At 65.2% G+C, this 14573-nt stretch carries 12 protein-coding genes; 4 read left to right on the top strand and 8 right to left on the bottom strand.

Annotated features, from left to right (window positions below):
- Positions 1-72 precede the first annotated feature (72 nt).
- Both GBJ34_RS07310 and GBJ34_RS07305 read right to left on the bottom strand, forming a co-directional pair.
- Positions 73-1452 carry a DEAD/DEAH box helicase gene (locus GBJ34_RS07310; protein ID WP_151718608.1) on the bottom strand — a complete coding sequence of 460 codons (1380 nt, stop codon included), beginning with the start codon at positions 1450-1452 and terminating at the stop codon, positions 73-75.
- Between the two features lie 236 nt (positions 1453-1688).
- The gene (locus tag GBJ34_RS07305) at positions 1689-2621 is read right to left on the bottom strand and encodes a DMT family transporter (RefSeq protein ID WP_226341081.1); all 933 of its coding nucleotides are present in this window, start codon (positions 2619-2621) and stop codon (positions 1689-1691) included.
- A 100-nt stretch (positions 2622-2721) separates the two neighbouring features.
- Here GBJ34_RS07305 and GBJ34_RS07300 point away from each other — a divergent pair, with 100 nt between their 5' ends.
- The 3 genes from GBJ34_RS07300 (at position 2722) to GBJ34_RS07290 (ending at position 5961) form a co-directional block, all read left to right on the top strand.
- Positions 2722-4359, top strand: a complete 1638-nt coding sequence (locus GBJ34_RS07300) for an AMP-binding protein (protein ID WP_151718607.1) — start codon at positions 2722-2724, stop codon at positions 4357-4359.
- On the top strand, positions 4356-4847 hold the full coding sequence (locus GBJ34_RS07295; protein WP_151718606.1) for a GNAT family N-acetyltransferase: 492 nt from the start codon (positions 4356-4358) through the stop codon (positions 4845-4847). Before GBJ34_RS07300 ends, GBJ34_RS07295 begins: the two co-directional genes overlap by 4 nt.
- Before the next feature lie 88 nt (positions 4848-4935).
- Positions 4936-5961 carry a hypothetical protein gene (locus tag GBJ34_RS07290; RefSeq protein ID WP_151718605.1) on the top strand — a complete coding sequence of 342 codons (1026 nt, stop codon included), beginning with the start codon at positions 4936-4938 and terminating at the stop codon, positions 5959-5961.
- Positions 5962-6042: 81 nt separating this feature from the next.
- On the opposite strand, the gene GBJ34_RS07285 is transcribed toward GBJ34_RS07290, so the two are convergent.
- The 6 genes from GBJ34_RS07285 to GBJ34_RS07260 all read right to left on the bottom strand — a co-directional run bounded on the left by GBJ34_RS07285 (position 6043) and on the right by GBJ34_RS07260 (position 12041).
- On the bottom strand, positions 6043-7440 hold the full coding sequence (locus tag GBJ34_RS07285) for an SPOR domain-containing protein (protein ID WP_192931132.1): 1398 nt from the start codon (positions 7438-7440) through the stop codon (positions 6043-6045).
- Between the two features lie 66 nt (positions 7441-7506).
- On the bottom strand, positions 7507-8139 hold the full coding sequence (upp, locus tag GBJ34_RS07280) for a uracil phosphoribosyltransferase (RefSeq protein ID WP_151718603.1): 633 nt from the start codon (positions 8137-8139) through the stop codon (positions 7507-7509).
- Positions 8136-9125 (bottom strand): adenosine deaminase, encoded by a 990-nt coding sequence (locus GBJ34_RS07275; RefSeq protein ID WP_151718602.1) that lies wholly within the window; start codon positions 9123-9125, stop codon positions 8136-8138. The genes upp and GBJ34_RS07275 overlap by 4 nt, the downstream gene beginning before the upstream one ends.
- On the bottom strand, positions 9122-10333 hold the full coding sequence (locus tag GBJ34_RS07270) for a phosphopentomutase (protein ID WP_151718601.1): 1212 nt from the start codon (positions 10331-10333) through the stop codon (positions 9122-9124). Before GBJ34_RS07270 ends, GBJ34_RS07275 begins: the two co-directional genes overlap by 4 nt.
- Positions 10330-11640 (bottom strand): thymidine phosphorylase, encoded by a 1311-nt coding sequence (locus GBJ34_RS07265; RefSeq protein WP_151718600.1) that lies wholly within the window; start codon positions 11638-11640, stop codon positions 10330-10332. The genes GBJ34_RS07270 and GBJ34_RS07265 overlap by 4 nt, the downstream gene beginning before the upstream one ends.
- Complete coding sequence (locus GBJ34_RS07260; protein ID WP_151718599.1) at positions 11637-12041, bottom strand: cytidine deaminase; 405 nt, start codon at positions 12039-12041, stop codon at positions 11637-11639. The genes GBJ34_RS07265 and GBJ34_RS07260 overlap by 4 nt, the downstream gene beginning before the upstream one ends.
- Before the next feature lie 240 nt (positions 12042-12281).
- Here GBJ34_RS07260 and GBJ34_RS07255 point away from each other — a divergent pair, with 240 nt between their 5' ends.
- Positions 12282-14570 carry an NADP-dependent malic enzyme gene (locus GBJ34_RS07255; RefSeq protein ID WP_151718598.1) on the top strand — a complete coding sequence of 763 codons (2289 nt, stop codon included), beginning with the start codon at positions 12282-12284 and terminating at the stop codon, positions 14568-14570.
- The last annotated feature ends 3 nt before the right edge of the window (positions 14571-14573 follow it).

Genomic DNA, 14573 nt, shown 5'->3' with positions numbered 1-14573 from the left:
GCTGGTCCGGCCCCATGAACGACAAACGCCGCCGGACATCCGGCGGCGTTTGTCGTCTTGATGCTGCGCAGATCAGCGGCGCGGGCCGCTGCGCCCCTGCGAGGTGGGTGCAGGCTTGGCCCCAACCGCACGGCGCGGGGCCTGTGCGCCCCCTTCGGGCCGCGCGGCTTTGGGACGTGCCGCGCCTGCGGGCTTGGCACCGGCCGGTTTCGCGCCTTGCGGTTTGGCCCCCTGCGGCTTGCCGCCTTGCGGGCGGCCGCCACGCGGCGGACGCTGGCCACGGTTCTGGCCGGGTTTCGGGGCGGCAGCCACCGCCTCCATCGCCCAAGGCGCGCCACCGATCACCGGCACCGGCTTGTTCAGCACCTTTTCAACGGCGCGCAGCTCTTCCATCTCGGCGGGGGCGCAGAAGCTGACCGCCGCGCCATCGGCCCCGGCCCGCGCCGTGCGGCCAATGCGGTGGACGTAGTTTTCCGGCACATTCGGCATGTCGTAATTATAAACATGGCGCACCAGCGGAATGTCGATGCCGCGCGCCGCCACATCAGTGGCGACCAGCACATCGACCTGCCCTGCCCGGAAATCGGCCAGGGCGCGCTCGCGTTGGTTCTGGCTGCGATTTCCGTGGATGGCGATCGCGTTGAAGCCCCAGCCAACAAGGAATTTCGCAATCTTGTCAGCCCCGTGTTTGGTGCGCGAAAAGACAATCGCCGCCTCGCCCGGATGCTTTTGCAGATAGCTTTCCAGCAGCCGCCCCTTATCCCCCTGTGGGGTGAAATGGACGCCCTGAATGATCTTTTCAGCAGGTTTGCCCGGCGGGTTCACCTGCACGCGGACCGGCTCGCGCAGATAGGTCGCGGCGATTTCCTCGATATCCTTGGGCATGGTCGCGCTGAACAGCAGGGTCTGGCGCTTGTGCGGCAGGTGGCGCGCGATGGTGCGCAGCGCATGGATGAAGCCCATATCCAGCATGTGATCGGCCTCGTCCAGCACGAGGTAAGAGCAGCGCTCAAGGCTGACATCACCGCGTTCCAACAGATCGATCAGACGGCCCGGCGTGGCGATCAGACAATCGGTGCCCTTGGCCAGCCGATCCGACTGCCGGTTGATCGAGGCACCGCCAACCACCATGGTCAGCTTCACCGGGGTGCCCCGGGTGAAGGCATAAAGGTGTTCATAGATCTGCTGCACCAGCTCGCGCGTGGGGGCAAGGATCAGCGAGCGCACATTGCGCGGCCCGGCGGGATGGGTCACGTCCAGCAGGCGGGTCAGCAGCGGCAGGCCAAAGGCCGCGGTCTTGCCGGTGCCGGTCTGCGCCAGCCCCATCAGGTCGCGCCCGCGCACCACATGCGGAATGGCTTGGGCCTGAATGGGGGTCGGTTCAGTAAAGCCCGCAGCCGGAAGGGCTGCCAGCAATTTGGGGGAGAGGCCGAGTTCGGCAAAGGTCGTCATATGTTCATCCTTCACGGCACAATGGCCGTTCGGGTGCCGGATCGGCACCACAATAAGGGGCGGCGTCGCCTCGCCATCAGGGCGCATCCCCGAAGGCCGTCGATCCGCGGCACCCCTGCGTGAAGGTGGGAACCTGAAATATCCGGGCCGAAGAAGGCTCACGCGGCCGGGCGACGGATCGACAGCAGATGGGCGCAATCGCCCCGGTTGTCAAGCGGCAGGGCAGATCCCCCCCGTCAGACCTGCGGCCGGCGCAGTGCAATCATCATGCCCGCCGCCACGATCAGGCCCATGCCAAGGATCGCGGTCATGCCCAGGGTCTGTCCCCAAAGCAGCCAGCCCCACAGGGCGGCGGCGGGCAGGATGAGATATTCGATGACCGAAACCCGGCTGGCATCGGCCAGCTGATAGGCCTTGATCATCATGCCGACCCCCAGCAAAGACCCCGCCGCCTGAATGCTGGTCCAGAACAGGAAGGTATTGCTGGGCCAGACCGCGCCGCGCGCGACAAAACCCTCCGCCCCGGGGGCCGGGTTCAGTGGCCAGATGCCCAGCACGATCATGCCAAGGCAACCCGCGACGCCCAGGGCCGCAAAGAACCCGCCCAGCAGCGTCTCGGCGGTTTCGCCGCCACACCATTCCCGTGTCGCGATATTGCCGAGCGCGTAAAGCGCCCCCGCCAAGACCGGCAACAGCGCGGCAAGGCTCGCCTCGCCCCGCGCCTCGGGGCCAAGCACCAGCAGCACCCCGGCAAAGCCCACCGCCACCGCCACGATCCGCACCGGGCCGATATGATGGCCATAGGCCAGCCGCGAAATCAGCAACACGAAGATCGGTGCAGTGAAAAGCCCTGCCGCCACCAATGCGACCGGCAGAAAGGCCAGCGCGCCGAAATAGATCAGCATCGCCCCGGCATGGATCATCGACCGCGCCACCACCGCCTTCATGTTGCGCGGTCGCAGCTTCAGGCCCAGCGGCACCGCAAGCGCCAGCAAGATCGCCCAGGCAAAGGCGCCGCGCGTCGCATGGAACTGCCACAGCCCCGCCTCTGCCGCGATCACCTGGACATAATTGTCGGTGAAGCCGATCACCATGGCATAGATCAGCACCAGACCTGCCGCAGCCATCGGGCGGTCCGGCGCAGCGATTGGCATGTTAGCGGATGACATAGCGCAATTTCCTTTCGTCTGCCCTTTTCATTGCCGCAAGACCTGCTCATTCTGCGCGTCGAAAAGCGACACTTTCTGCCATATGAGGGAGGGGACTGCCATGGGATGGCTTGCCGATGAACGTGGGCTTGAAAAAACCGCAGCCAACTATGTGCCACTGACACCGCTTTCACATCTCAAGCGTGCCGCAGATATCCATGCCGACCGAATCGCGCTGGTCTGGAAGACCACCCGCACCAGCTATGCCGATTACGCGCGGCGGGTCAGCCAGATGGGATCAGCCCTGCGCGGGCGCGGTGTGCAGCCCGGCGATGTGGTTGCAACCCTGCTGCCCAATATTCCGCAACAGGCCGAGGCGCATTTCGGCATCCCCGCCTGTGGCGCGGTGATCAACACGATCAACACAAGGCTTGATGCCGATACCATCGGCTATATCTTCGGCCATGCCGGGGCGAAGATTGCACTTGTCGACACCGCTCTGCTGCCACTGGCAGAAAGCGCCATCAAAAAAATGCAAGGCCCCGCCCCGCAGATCATCGAGGTCTGCGACCGCGCGGCGGGCTTTACCCCCGGCGGGCATTATCTGGAATATGAGGATCTGCTGGCCGAGGGCGATCCGGATTTCGCATGGGCGCTTCCCGAAGATGAATGGGAAAGCCTTGCCATCAACTATACGTCCGGCACCACCGGGCGGCCCAAGGGTGTGGTCTATCACCATCGCGGCGCCTATCTTGCGACCATGGCCAATGTGATTGCCTGGCGGATGCAGCTGTTCCCGAAAGTGCTGACCATCGTGCCACTGTTCCATTGCAACGCCTGGGTGCAGCCCTGGCTTTTGCCAATGATGGGCGGCACGCTGGTCTGCTGCCGCGATGTCACCGCAAAGGCGATCTTTGATGCCATCGCCGATGAAGGCGTCACCCATTTCGGCGGGGCCCCCATCGTCTTGAACACCCTGATCAATGCGAAACCCGAGGACCGCCGCCCATTCGATCATGTGGTCGAGGTGTTCACCGCAGGTGCCCCACCGCCCGCCGCGACCCTGGCCGCGATCGAGCCGCTGGGCTTCAACGTGACGCAGGTCTACGGGTTGACCGAGACCTATGGCCCTGCCACCGAATGCCTGTGGAAACCGGAATGGGCGGACAAGACCGGCGAGGACCGCGCCGCCATCAAGGCCCGCACCGGCGTCGCCATGGCGATGATGGAGGCGGCCGAGGTGCATGACACCAAGGGCCAGCCCGTGGCGCGCGATGCCGCCCATCTGGGCGAGATCGCCCTGCGCGGCAATATGGTGATGAAGGGCTATTACAAGAACCCGCAGGCCACGGCCGAGGCCTTCAAGGGCGGCTGGTTCCGATCCGGCGATATCGCCTACCAGACGCCGGACGGCTATCTTAAGATCACCGACCGCGCCAAGGATATCATCATCTCGGGCGGCGAGAATGTCTCATCCGTCGAGGTCGAGGGGGCCTTGATGCACCACCCTGCCGTCAGCCTCTGCGCCGTGGTCGCCAAACCCGATGAGAAATGGGGCGAGGTGCCCTGCGCCTTTGTGGAGCTGAAACCCGGACATGAGGTGACAGAGGCCGAGCTGATCGCGCATTGCCGCGCCCGGCTGGCAGGCTTTGCCACGCCCAAGGCGGTGGTGTTCTGCGAATTGCCCAAGACGTCGACCGGCAAGATCCAGAAATTCGAGCTGCGCGCGGTGGCCAAGCTGATGGCAGAGCCACAATGATCCTGCGCGATGAAACTGCCGCCGATGTCGATGCCATTGCGGCGCTGGTGACGGCGGCTTTCACGGATGCGGAACATTCCGACGGCAATGAGGCGGCGATTGTCGCAGACCTGCGGGCCGGCAATGGCTTGCTGCTGTCGCTGCTGGCCGAGGATACGGGGGCATTGCTCGGTCATATCGCGGCCTCTGCCGTCACGGTGGGCGGAGAGCCGGGCTGGGCCTGCATCGCGCCGGTCTCCGTCGCGCCTGCGGCGCAGCGGCGTGGCGTGGGGTCTGCGTTGATGACCGCTGCCATGGCCCGGCTGCAAGCCCTTGGCACAGGCGGCGGCGTCATCCTTGGTGACCCGGATTACTACCGCCGCTTCGGCTTTGTCGCCGATGGCAGGCGACGTATCGCAGGCGTGCCGCAGGACTATGTCCTGTCGCATGTGCTGACCACCGATCCGCCGGGCGACGTTGGCTTTCACCCGGCCTTCGGCATGGCATGATGGGCACCGCAGGCGGCTTCCCGCCGATACAGTTGTGCCGGTGCTGTCCACCCTGTAAGCTGTTCAAAAGGGGCAAAAAAGGCCAGCGATGCGCAGCACGGCGCTAAAGCAATTCTCCAAACTAGAAGCCACCGGCCTTTGGCGGGAAGCGCCCGAATTGCAACGGCGCGAAGTCATCGTGGCCTTTGGCGAAAGCAGCCTGACGATCTCGGACCCGCGCAATGAAAGCGCGCTGTCGCATTGGTCGCTGCCTGCGGTGGAGCGCCTCAACCCCGGCGAGCATCCGGCGCTTTATGCCCCTGGCGTCGATGCGCTGGAAACCTTGGAAATCGACGACAATCTGATGATCGAGGCGCTGGAAAAGGTGCGCCATGCGCTGGATGACAGCCGGCCCCGCCCCGGTCGACTGCGCGGCACCATCGTTCTGGTGATCAGCAGCGCGATCGCACTGACCATGGGGGCGCTGCTGCCCGGTGCACTGGTCAAGCATACGGCCTCGGTCCTGCCGCCCGCGACGCGGCTGGAGATCGGGCGCATGGCGCTGGCCGATCTGTCACGCGTTGCGGGGGCACCTTGCAGCGATCCGACGGGCCAGGCTGTGCTGGACCGGCTGTCGGCGCGCCTTTTCGGGGCGACAGCCCCGCAGCTTCTGGTGCTGCGCGACGGGCAGGCCAAGGCGCTGCACCTGCCCGGCAATATCATCACCTTGAACCGCAGCCTGATCGAGACGGCGGCAGGCCCCGATGTGGCGGCGGGTTTTGCCTTGGTCGAAAGCCTGCGCAACGAGGCCGATGACCCGATGCTGCCGCTGCTGCGCCATGCCGGGTTCTTTGCCACCCTGAAACTGTTGACCAGTGGCAAGCTCGCACCCGAGGCGCTGGATGGCTATGGGCAGGTGCTGCTGCTGGCCAGCCCTGCCCCGGTTGCCAATGACGCGGTTCTGCGGCGCTTTGGCGCGGCGCAACTCCCCTCCACGCCCTATGCACGGGCGCTGGATGCCAGCGGAGAAACCACCCTGCCGCTGATCGAGGGCGACCCGATGGCGCGTCGTGAGGTGCTGCCCTTGATGCCCGATGCCGAATGGCTGGGCCTGCAAGCGATCTGCGCCGACTGACCCCTTCCCCAACGCAAACGCCCTAACACAAAAGGCCCCCGCAGCGGATGCAGGGGCCCTTACGAAAGATATTCTCGGAAATCAGCGGATATAGGCGTCGCCGAACCCGGCAGAACGCGCCATGGACAGTGCCGATTGCGCCGAACCCGCATCCGCGAAGGGACCGGCCATGACCATTTGCAGCGCCTTGCCGCCCTTCACCGCCTTGGCGGAGCCGACGGGCAGCCCGGCGGCCCGCAGACGGGCTTTGGCCCCCTCGGCATTGGCAGGAACGCCAAAGGTGCCGACCTGAACATAATAGCCACCGCGCGGCGCGACCTGGACCTGCACTTGCGGTGCCGGGGCAAGCTGCACGCGCGGCTCTGATTTCGACGAGACATGCAGGTTGCTGCCCCCCGAGGAGACGCGCACACGACCAGTGGGCTGGCCTTTGGTCGAGACCACGACACGCGGCTGGCCCTGCGGCACCAGCTGGGCCGGAACATCGCGGGTCCAGACCTGATCCTGGTCATATTGGCCCTGCGCCGTGCCAAGCCCGCGATAGGGGTTCAGCCGGTCATCGGTCCAGGCGCGCTTGTAGCCCTGCGGCACCACGACGACATCCTGGGCCACCACCACGCGGGGCTCGACATAGGTCACGACATTTGTGCCACGCGACACGACTGTCGCCCGGCCCGACACGCCAGCCTGATCGGCGCTGACATTGCCGCGGGCCACTTTCTGCCCGGCAGGCGGGTAAAGCCCTGCCCCGACACGCTGCCCCTCGCCCATGGCGACCTTGCCATAGATCGGCGCGCGCAAGCCGTTCAGCGTGCCATCCCCCTTGGTGCAAAGCACAGCCGAGCCACCATTGGACAGCGCCACCACCTTTGGCACCGGCGCGGAGGCATAACAGCCGATCTGGCCCGGCCCGGGGCCGGCCTGACGATATTCCACACCCTGCGAGGGCGGCGCGACCTGTGCGACCGGCGGTGCAATCCGCGAGGCGACGGGGGCCTGCGCCATCATCACGGCAGCGGGCGGCATGATCGGGGCGGGCAGCGCGCGTGCCAGCGCCGGATCGACCGGGCGCTGCGTGCCGGTTGCGCGAATGGCAGGGGGCGTGGTCAGCGTGGCCACGGTGTTCAGCGGCTTGCCGGTGGCGCGCGGCGCGGGTGCCGGTGTCGGTGCGGCGCTTGCCACAGCGGCGGCCATCTCGGCAGGTGTCGCAATCTCGACCGGCGCGGCCATGGCGGCCAGCGTCGGCGGATAGCCACACAGCGCCTTGCGGTTCCGGCTGACACGCGGCACCCAGTTGGTGCTGCCGTTCAGACCGGCGCGCAGAAACACGCAGCCGCGGCTATCGACATACATCTGGCCTTTGAACCCGGCAGGGGGCAGCTCTTTCGGTCCGCCGATCTGGCCAACCGTCTGGGCGTTAGAAACAGTAATCCCTGATACGGCCGCGAGAACCGCAGCCGTCATAAACTTGCGAAGCATGACTACCCCCATGTAGCGTGGGGGTGATTCTGGCTCAGGATTGTTGCCGAGTAAAGGGGTTATCCCTTATTTTGTGCCAAACATCCTGTCGCCCGCATCCCCTAGCCCCGGAACAATATATCCATGGTCATTGAGGTGGCTGTCCAACGATGCCGTGACAATCGGCACGTCAGGATGGGCCTCTTTCATGCGCGCCACCCCTTCCGGTGCCGCCAGAAGGCACAGGAAGCGCAGATTTTTCGCGCCCGATTGTTTCAGAAGATCGATCGCCGCCACCGAAGAATTGCCGGTGGCAAGCATCGGATCGACGACGATGCAGATGCGCTCATCCAGATGATCGGGAACTTTGCAATAGTATTGAACGGGTTTCAGCGTTTCCGGGTCGCGATACAATCCGACAAAACCCACACGCGCCGCCGGGATCAGTTCCAGAATGCCGTCGAGCAATCCGTTGCCCGCCCGCAGGATGGAAATCAGCGCCAGCTTCTTGCCGTCCAACGTCGGCGCATCCATCGGCTGCATCGGGGTTTCGATCCGCGTCGTGGTCATGTCCAGCTCGCGCGTGACCTCATAGGCCAGCAGCAGGCTGATCTCTTTCAGCAGACGCCGAAAGCCGGCCGTCGAGGTCTCCTTGTCGCGCATGATGGTCAGCTTGTGCTGAACCAGCGGGTGGTTCACGACGGTCAGATGTTCGGTCATGCGCGGGGCTCCAGTTGCTTGGCGATCTTGGCTTTGGTGTCGGCGTCGCAGAAGGCGGCGTCAAGGGCTGTCCGGTTCAGCGTGTCGAACACGCCCTGATCCCAGTCAAGGGCATCTGCCAGCCGATCCCATTCGCGGGCCATGGTGGTGTGGAAAAACGGCGGATCATCGGTGGAGACGGTGACCTTTACACCCCGGTCATAGAGCTGGCCGATGGGATGCTTGCGCCAGTCCGGATAGATCCCGAGCGCGATATTCGACCCCGGGCAGACCTCCAGCACGGTGCCACGTTCGGCCAGCTCATCGACCAGCGCCAGATCCTCGATGGCGCGGACGCCATGACCGATGCGCGACGGGTTCAGCGCCCGCAACGTATCGCGGATATGGTCGGGCCCGCGCCATTCCCCGGCATGGGCGGTGATGCCGAGCCCGGCCTCGCGCGCGCAATCGAACGCCCAGAGAAAATCGGCAGGCTCGCCCGATTTCTCGTCGCCGCCAATGCCAAATCCGGTTACGAAACGACCGGCCGTCTCGGCCGCGCAGATCGCGACCTCGCGCGCCTTGTCGGGGCCGAAATGGCGGATCGGTGTGATGATGGCGCGCAGCGTTACGCCCATCTTCGCCTCGGCCTCGGCGGCGGCCTCCTCGATGGCCGCCAGATATTCGCGCCAGGCGACCAGATCGCGCCCGCCACAGAAATCGGGCGAGATGAAGGTTTCACTGTAGATCACGCCACTTGCGGCACTTTCCTCAAGCACCGCAAGGGTCAGGCGGCGGTAATCCTCCGGGCTGGTCAGGACCGAGGTCGCGGCCTCATAAACCTTCAGGAAATGCCAGAAATCGCGATAGGCATAGCCCCCCGTCTCGTTGAAGATGCCCGAGATATCCTCGTGCTTTTCTGCCGCCAATCCGCGAATGAAGGCGGGCGGTGCCGCCCCTTCCAGATGCAGGTGCAGTTCCAGTTTCGGCTGTGATGTCAAACTCATAGAAAGCTCCGCCCCGGCCCTTGCGCCGGGATCTGCAGGTGATGTGCGATGCTGGCCGCCACATCGGCAAAGGCGCAAAGGTCAAGCGTGCCCGGACCCTTACCTGCCACCAGAACCGGCACCCTTTCACGGGTGTGTTCGGTGCCGAACCATGTCGGATCATTGCCGTGATCGGCGGTGAAGACGGCCATGTCACCGGGTTGCAGCAGCGTCAGGAAGTGCCCCACACGCGCATCGAACCATTCCAGCGCGCGGGCATAGCCCGACACGTCACGGCGATGGCCGAAATTGCTGTCAAACTCCACAAAGTTCGCAAATGTAAAACTGCCTGGCTCAGCATCGCTTGCAAGGCGGTCCAGATGATCGAAAAGTGCAGCGTCATCCTTGCCCTTATGCAGCTTGCCGATGCCGCGATGCGAGAAGATATCGCCGATCTTGCCGATGGCATGGGTCTGCCGTCCGGCCCCGGAGGCCCAATCCAGCAGCGTCGGCGCGGGCGGCGCAATGGCGAAATCGCGCCGGTTCGGTGTGCGGGCAAACGCCCCCGGCGCACCAAGGAAAGGCCGCGCGATCACACGTCCCACCCGACGCCCATGCAACAGGGGCGACAGATCGCGACACAGGTTCACCAGACGCTCCAGCCCGAAGACCTCTTCATGCGCGGCGATCTGGAACACGCTATCGGCGGAAGTATAGCAGATCGGCCAGCCGGTCGTCAGATGCTCTGCCCCAAGACGGTCGATGATGGCGGTGCCGCTGTCATGGCAATTGCCAAGGATGCCCTCGACGCCCGCCAGACGGCAGACCTCTGCCACCACATCCGCCGGAAAGGCGGGCTGCGCGTCAGGGAAATAGGTCCAGTCCCACGGCACCGGCACCCCGGCCAGTTCCCAATGCCCCGAAGGCGTGTCCTTGCCCTTCGACACCTCGGTCGCCGCCCCCCAAAGCCCGATGGGCGTGGCCTCAAGGCCCGGTGACGGCGCGCCGGAGGCCAGCCGCAGCGCGGCCCCAAGCCCCAGACCATCCAGCACCGGCAGGCGCAACGGGCCGGAACGCCCATCCTCGGCCCGGCCCGCCGCGCATTCGCGGGCAATATGGCCAAGGGTGTTCGCCCCGGTATCGGGCACCCCGCCCGAGGCAAAATCGGCAGCATCCGGCGCGCCGCCAATGCCCACGGAATCCAGCACGATCAGAAATGCCCGGCTCATGGCCCCACCCTTTTGAACACCAAAGGCGGCAAAGGGGCCGCCTCACCCAATTGATAGGCCGCAAGCACCTGCGCCACCGCGCGATCCGCATCCGCATCGGTTGCGGCATGGATGCGGGCCAGCGGCACGCCGCGATGCATCACCGCGCCAAGCCCGACCATATCCGACAGACCGACGGTCGGGTTGATCCGGTCGCCCTCGCGCAGCCGCCCGCCGCCCAGCCCGACCACCACTTGGCCCAGAGCAAAGCCGTCAATCGCCACCACCACCCCCGCATCGGGGCACGGCACCTCGCGAAGCACCGGCGCGCCCGGCAGGCGGTCGGCATAGCAATCCACGAAATCATGCGGTCCGCCCTGCGCCGCCACCATCTGACCGAACCGTTCGGCAGCGGCACCGCTGTCCAGCGCCTCGGCAATCATCCCCTCGCCCTCTTCGGCATCGGTCACCATGCCCGCCAGCGCCAGCGCCTCGCCGCCAAGGGCGCAGGTCAGATCCCAAAGCCGCGCATTCACCGCGCCGCCGGTCAAGGTCTCCATCACCTCGATCACCTCCAACGCGTTCCCGGCGGTGGACGCCAGCGGCTGGGACATATCGGTGATCAGCGCCGCGGTCTTGCAGCCCGCACCATTGGCGGTGCGCACCAGCGCCTGCGCCAAGGCCTCGGCCCGGTCCATGTCAGGCATGAAGGCGCCAGAGCCCATCTTCACATCCAGAACCAGCGCCTCCAACCCGGCGGCGAGTTTCTTCGACAGGATGGAGGCGGTGATCAGATCAACGCTTTCCACGGTCGCGGTCACATCGCGCACGGCGTAAAGACGGCGATCCGCCGGGGCGATCTGCGCGCTGGCCGCCACGATAGCGCAGCGCAGATCCGCGATCTGGCGGCGCAGCGCATCCTCAGGCAGCGCGGTGCGAAAACCGGGGATCGCCTCCAGCTTGTCCAGTGTGCCGCCGGTATGGCCAAGGCCCCGGCCAGACACCATTGGCACGAAGGCCCCGCAAACCGCAAGCGCCGGTGCCAGCAGCAGCGAGACACTGTCGCCAATGCCGCCGGTCGAATGCTTGTCGATCACCGGGCCGGGCAGATCCCAATGCAGCACATCGCCACTGTCGCGCATGGCGCGGGTCAGCGCGACGCATCCAGCCTCGCCCAAGCCCTTCAGCAGCACCGCCATGGCAAAGGCCCCGGCCTGCGCATCGGTCACCGCGCCCGAAGCAAGGCCTTGCGAGAACCATCTCAAATCCTCCACAGACGGCACAAGCCCATCCCGGATCTGCGCGATGATGCGGCGCGCCTCGGTCATTCTGCCTCGGCGGTTTTCGCCATATGGGCCTGGGTGAACTGCCCGGGCAGCAATTCAGCCACCGTCATCTGGCGCGACTGGCCATCGGTGGTGCAGAGCGTGACGACAACGTCCTGCCCCGCAAATTCCGCAATCTTCTGGCGGCAGCCGCCACAGGGCGGCACCGGCGAGGGGCTGTCGGCGATCACCAGCATCTCGACAATCTCGCGATCACCTGCCGCGCACATGGCGGCAATTGCGCCCGCCTCGGCGCAGGTGCCTTCTGGGTAAGCCACGTTTTCCACATTGCAGCCGACATGCACCGCGCCACCCGCCGTGCGCAACGCCGCCCCCACCTTGAAGCGGGAATAGGGCACATAGGCATTTTCGCGCACATCAGTGGCGGCCTGCAACAGCGACATCTGGCTCTCCGGGGTTTGACCAATTGGTCACGATTGTGCGCTGCCGCCCCGGCGGTGGCAAGCGGTGCCAGCGTGCGCGCCCCGGCCCTTGCCAAAAAACTGAAACAGACCTGTGGTTTTCCACCATTGCGGATCGGTGGAAAACCGCCACACTGCGCGCGGAGGAGCGGCCCAGCGTGCCTTCCGGCTTGCATCGCAAACCGGATGGTTTAAGGCCAAACCAAATTTCGGGAGGGTATCATGGACGAGGCACGGCACGACGCGATCCGCCAGGCGGCACTGGATTATCACGAGTTTCCCAAACCCGGAAAGCTGGAGATCCGTGCGACCAAGCCGCTGGCCAATGGCCGCGACCTGAGCCGCGCCTATAGCCCCGGCGTGGCCGAAGCCTGCCTGGAGATCAAGGCCGATCCCGCAACCGCCAGCCGCTACACCGCAAGGGGAAATCTGGTTGCCGTGGTCACCAATGGCACCGCCGTGCTGGGTCTTGGCAATATTGGTGCGCTGGCCTCAAAGCCGGTGATGGAGGGCAAGGCGGTCCTCTTCAAGAAATTCGCCAATATCGATTGTTTTGACATTGAACTAAATGAGCCAGACCCGGTGAAGCTGGCGGAAATCGTCTGCGCGCTGGAGCCGACCTTTGGCGCAATCAACCTTGAAGACATCAAGGCCCCCGATTGCTTCATCGTCGAAAAGCTCTGCCGTGAGAAGATGAACATCCCGGTCTTCCATGACGACCAGCATGGCACGGCCATCGTGGTAGGGGCTGCCGCGACCAATGCGCTGCATGTGGCAGGCAAGGCCTTTGACCAGATCAAGATCGTCTCGACCGGCGGCGGGGCTGCGGGCATTGCCTGCCTGAACATGCTGCTGAAGCTGGGCGTGAAGCGCGAGAATGTCTGGCTTTGCGACATTCACGGTCTGGTCCATGAGGGCCGCGAGATCGACATGAACCCGCAGAAAGCGGCCTATGCGCAGGCCTCCGACAAGCGGACGCTGGATGAGGTGATCGAAGGCGCGGATCTGTTCCTTGGCCTGTCCGGGCCGGGTGTGCTGAAACCTGAAATGGTCGCGCGCATGGCGCCGAACCCGATCATCTTCGCCCTGGCCAACCCCACGCCCGAAATCCTGCCCGATGCGGTCCGCGCCGTGGCACCGGGGGCGATCATCGCCACCGGCCGGTCTGATTTTCCCAATCAGGTCAATAACGTGCTGTGCTTCCCCTTCATCTTCCGGGGCGCACTTGATGTGGGCGCGACCCAGATCAATGATGCGATGCAACTGGCCTGTATCGAGGGCATCGCGGCGCTTGCCCGCGCCACCACCAGCGCCGAGGCCGCCGCCGCCTATCAGGGCGAAAAGCTGAGCTTCGGCCCGGATTACCTGATCCCCAAACCGTTCGATCCGCGTCTGATCGGCGTGGTGGCCAGTGCGGTCGCCAAGGCCGCGATGGACACGGGGGTCGCTACCCGCCCGATCGCCGATCTGGATGCTTACCGCGACAAGCTGAACGGCTCGGTCTTCAAATCCGCCCTGATCATGCGCCCGGTTTTTGAAGCCGCGCGGCAGGCCGAACGCCGTATCATCTTTGCCGAAGGCGAGGATGAGCGCGTCTTGCGCGCGGCCAACGCCATGCTGGAAGAGATGACCGACAAGCCGATCCTGATCGGCCGCCCCGAGGTCATCGCGCGCCGCGCCGAACGGGCGGGCCTGTCGATCCGGCCAGATCGCGATTTCGAGATCGTGAACCCCGAAAGCGATGCCCGCTACCGCGACTACTGGCAAAGCTATCACGAGCTGATGGCGCGCCAGGGCGTCACCCCGGATCTGGCGCGCGCCATCATGCGCACCAATTCCACCGCCATCGGCGCGATTGCCGTGCATCGCGGCGATGCGGAAAGCCTGATCTGCGGCACCTTCGGGCAATATCTGTGGCACCTGAAATATGTGACCGAGGTGCTGGGGCGCTGCGGCCTGTCGGCCCATGGCGCGCTGTCCTTGATGATCATGGAGGACGGGCCACTGTTCATCGCCGATACGCAGGTGAACCCGGTGCCGACCCCGGAACAGATCGCCCAAACCGTGCTGGGGGCGGTGCGCCATGCCAAGCGCTTTGGCGTGACGCCGAAAGTGGCTTTGTGCAGCCATTCCAACTTCGGCAACCTGGATACCGATAGCGGACGGCGGATGCGCGCGGCGCTGGAGATCCTTGATAGCGAGACGCGCAGCTTCCTTTATGAAGGCGAAATGAGCCTTGATGCCGCCCTCGACCCGGAGCTGCGGGCGCGGATGCTGCCGTCTTCACGGCTGGAAAAGGCCGCGAATATTCTGGTCTTTGCCTATTCCGATGCCGCCAACGCCGCACGCAACATCCTGCGGATGAAGGCAGGCGGGCTGGAGGTCGGGCCGATCCTGATGGGCATGGGCAACAAGGCGCATATCGTGACACCCTCGATTACCGCGCGCGGCTTGCTGAACGTCTCGGCCATCGCAGGCACCCCGGTCGCACATTACGCCCATTCCAGCTAAGGC

This window comes from Gemmobacter serpentinus, from assembly GCF_008973825.1.
Lineage (GTDB): Bacteria > Pseudomonadota > Alphaproteobacteria > Rhodobacterales > Rhodobacteraceae > Gemmobacter > Gemmobacter serpentinus.
The sequence above is the reverse complement of the archived record's forward strand: the minus strand, read 5'-3'. Positions and strand labels throughout refer to the sequence as shown.

Bases quoted from the DNA above. Each gene is read 5' to 3' on its own strand.
- GBJ34_RS07310 (WP_151718608.1), bottom strand. From the start codon at position 1,452: ATGACGACCTTTGCCGAACTCGGCCTCTCCCCCAAATTGCTGGCAGCC.
- GBJ34_RS07305 (WP_226341081.1), bottom strand. From the start codon at position 2,621: ATGTCATCCGCTAACATGCCAATCGCTGCGCCGGACCGCCCGATGGCT.
- GBJ34_RS07300 (WP_151718607.1), top strand. From the start codon at position 2,722: ATGGGATGGCTTGCCGATGAACGTGGGCTTGAAAAAACCGCAGCCAAC.
- GBJ34_RS07295 (WP_151718606.1), top strand. From the start codon at position 4,356: ATGATCCTGCGCGATGAAACTGCCGCCGATGTCGATGCCATTGCGGCG.
- GBJ34_RS07290 (WP_151718605.1), top strand. From the start codon at position 4,936: ATGCGCAGCACGGCGCTAAAGCAATTCTCCAAACTAGAAGCCACCGGC.
- GBJ34_RS07285 (WP_192931132.1), bottom strand. From the start codon at position 7,440: ATGCTTCGCAAGTTTATGACGGCTGCGGTTCTCGCGGCCGTATCAGGG.
- upp (WP_151718603.1), bottom strand. From the start codon at position 8,139: ATGACCGAACATCTGACCGTCGTGAACCACCCGCTGGTTCAGCACAAG.
- GBJ34_RS07275 (WP_151718602.1), bottom strand. From the start codon at position 9,125: ATGAGTTTGACATCACAGCCGAAACTGGAACTGCACCTGCATCTGGAA.
- GBJ34_RS07270 (WP_151718601.1), bottom strand. From the start codon at position 10,333: ATGAGCCGGGCATTTCTGATCGTGCTGGATTCCGTGGGCATTGGCGGC.
- GBJ34_RS07265 (WP_151718600.1), bottom strand. From the start codon at position 11,640: ATGACCGAGGCGCGCCGCATCATCGCGCAGATCCGGGATGGGCTTGTG.
- GBJ34_RS07260 (WP_151718599.1), bottom strand. From the start codon at position 12,041: ATGTCGCTGTTGCAGGCCGCCACTGATGTGCGCGAAAATGCCTATGTG.
- GBJ34_RS07255 (WP_151718598.1), top strand. From the start codon at position 12,282: ATGGACGAGGCACGGCACGACGCGATCCGCCAGGCGGCACTGGATTAT.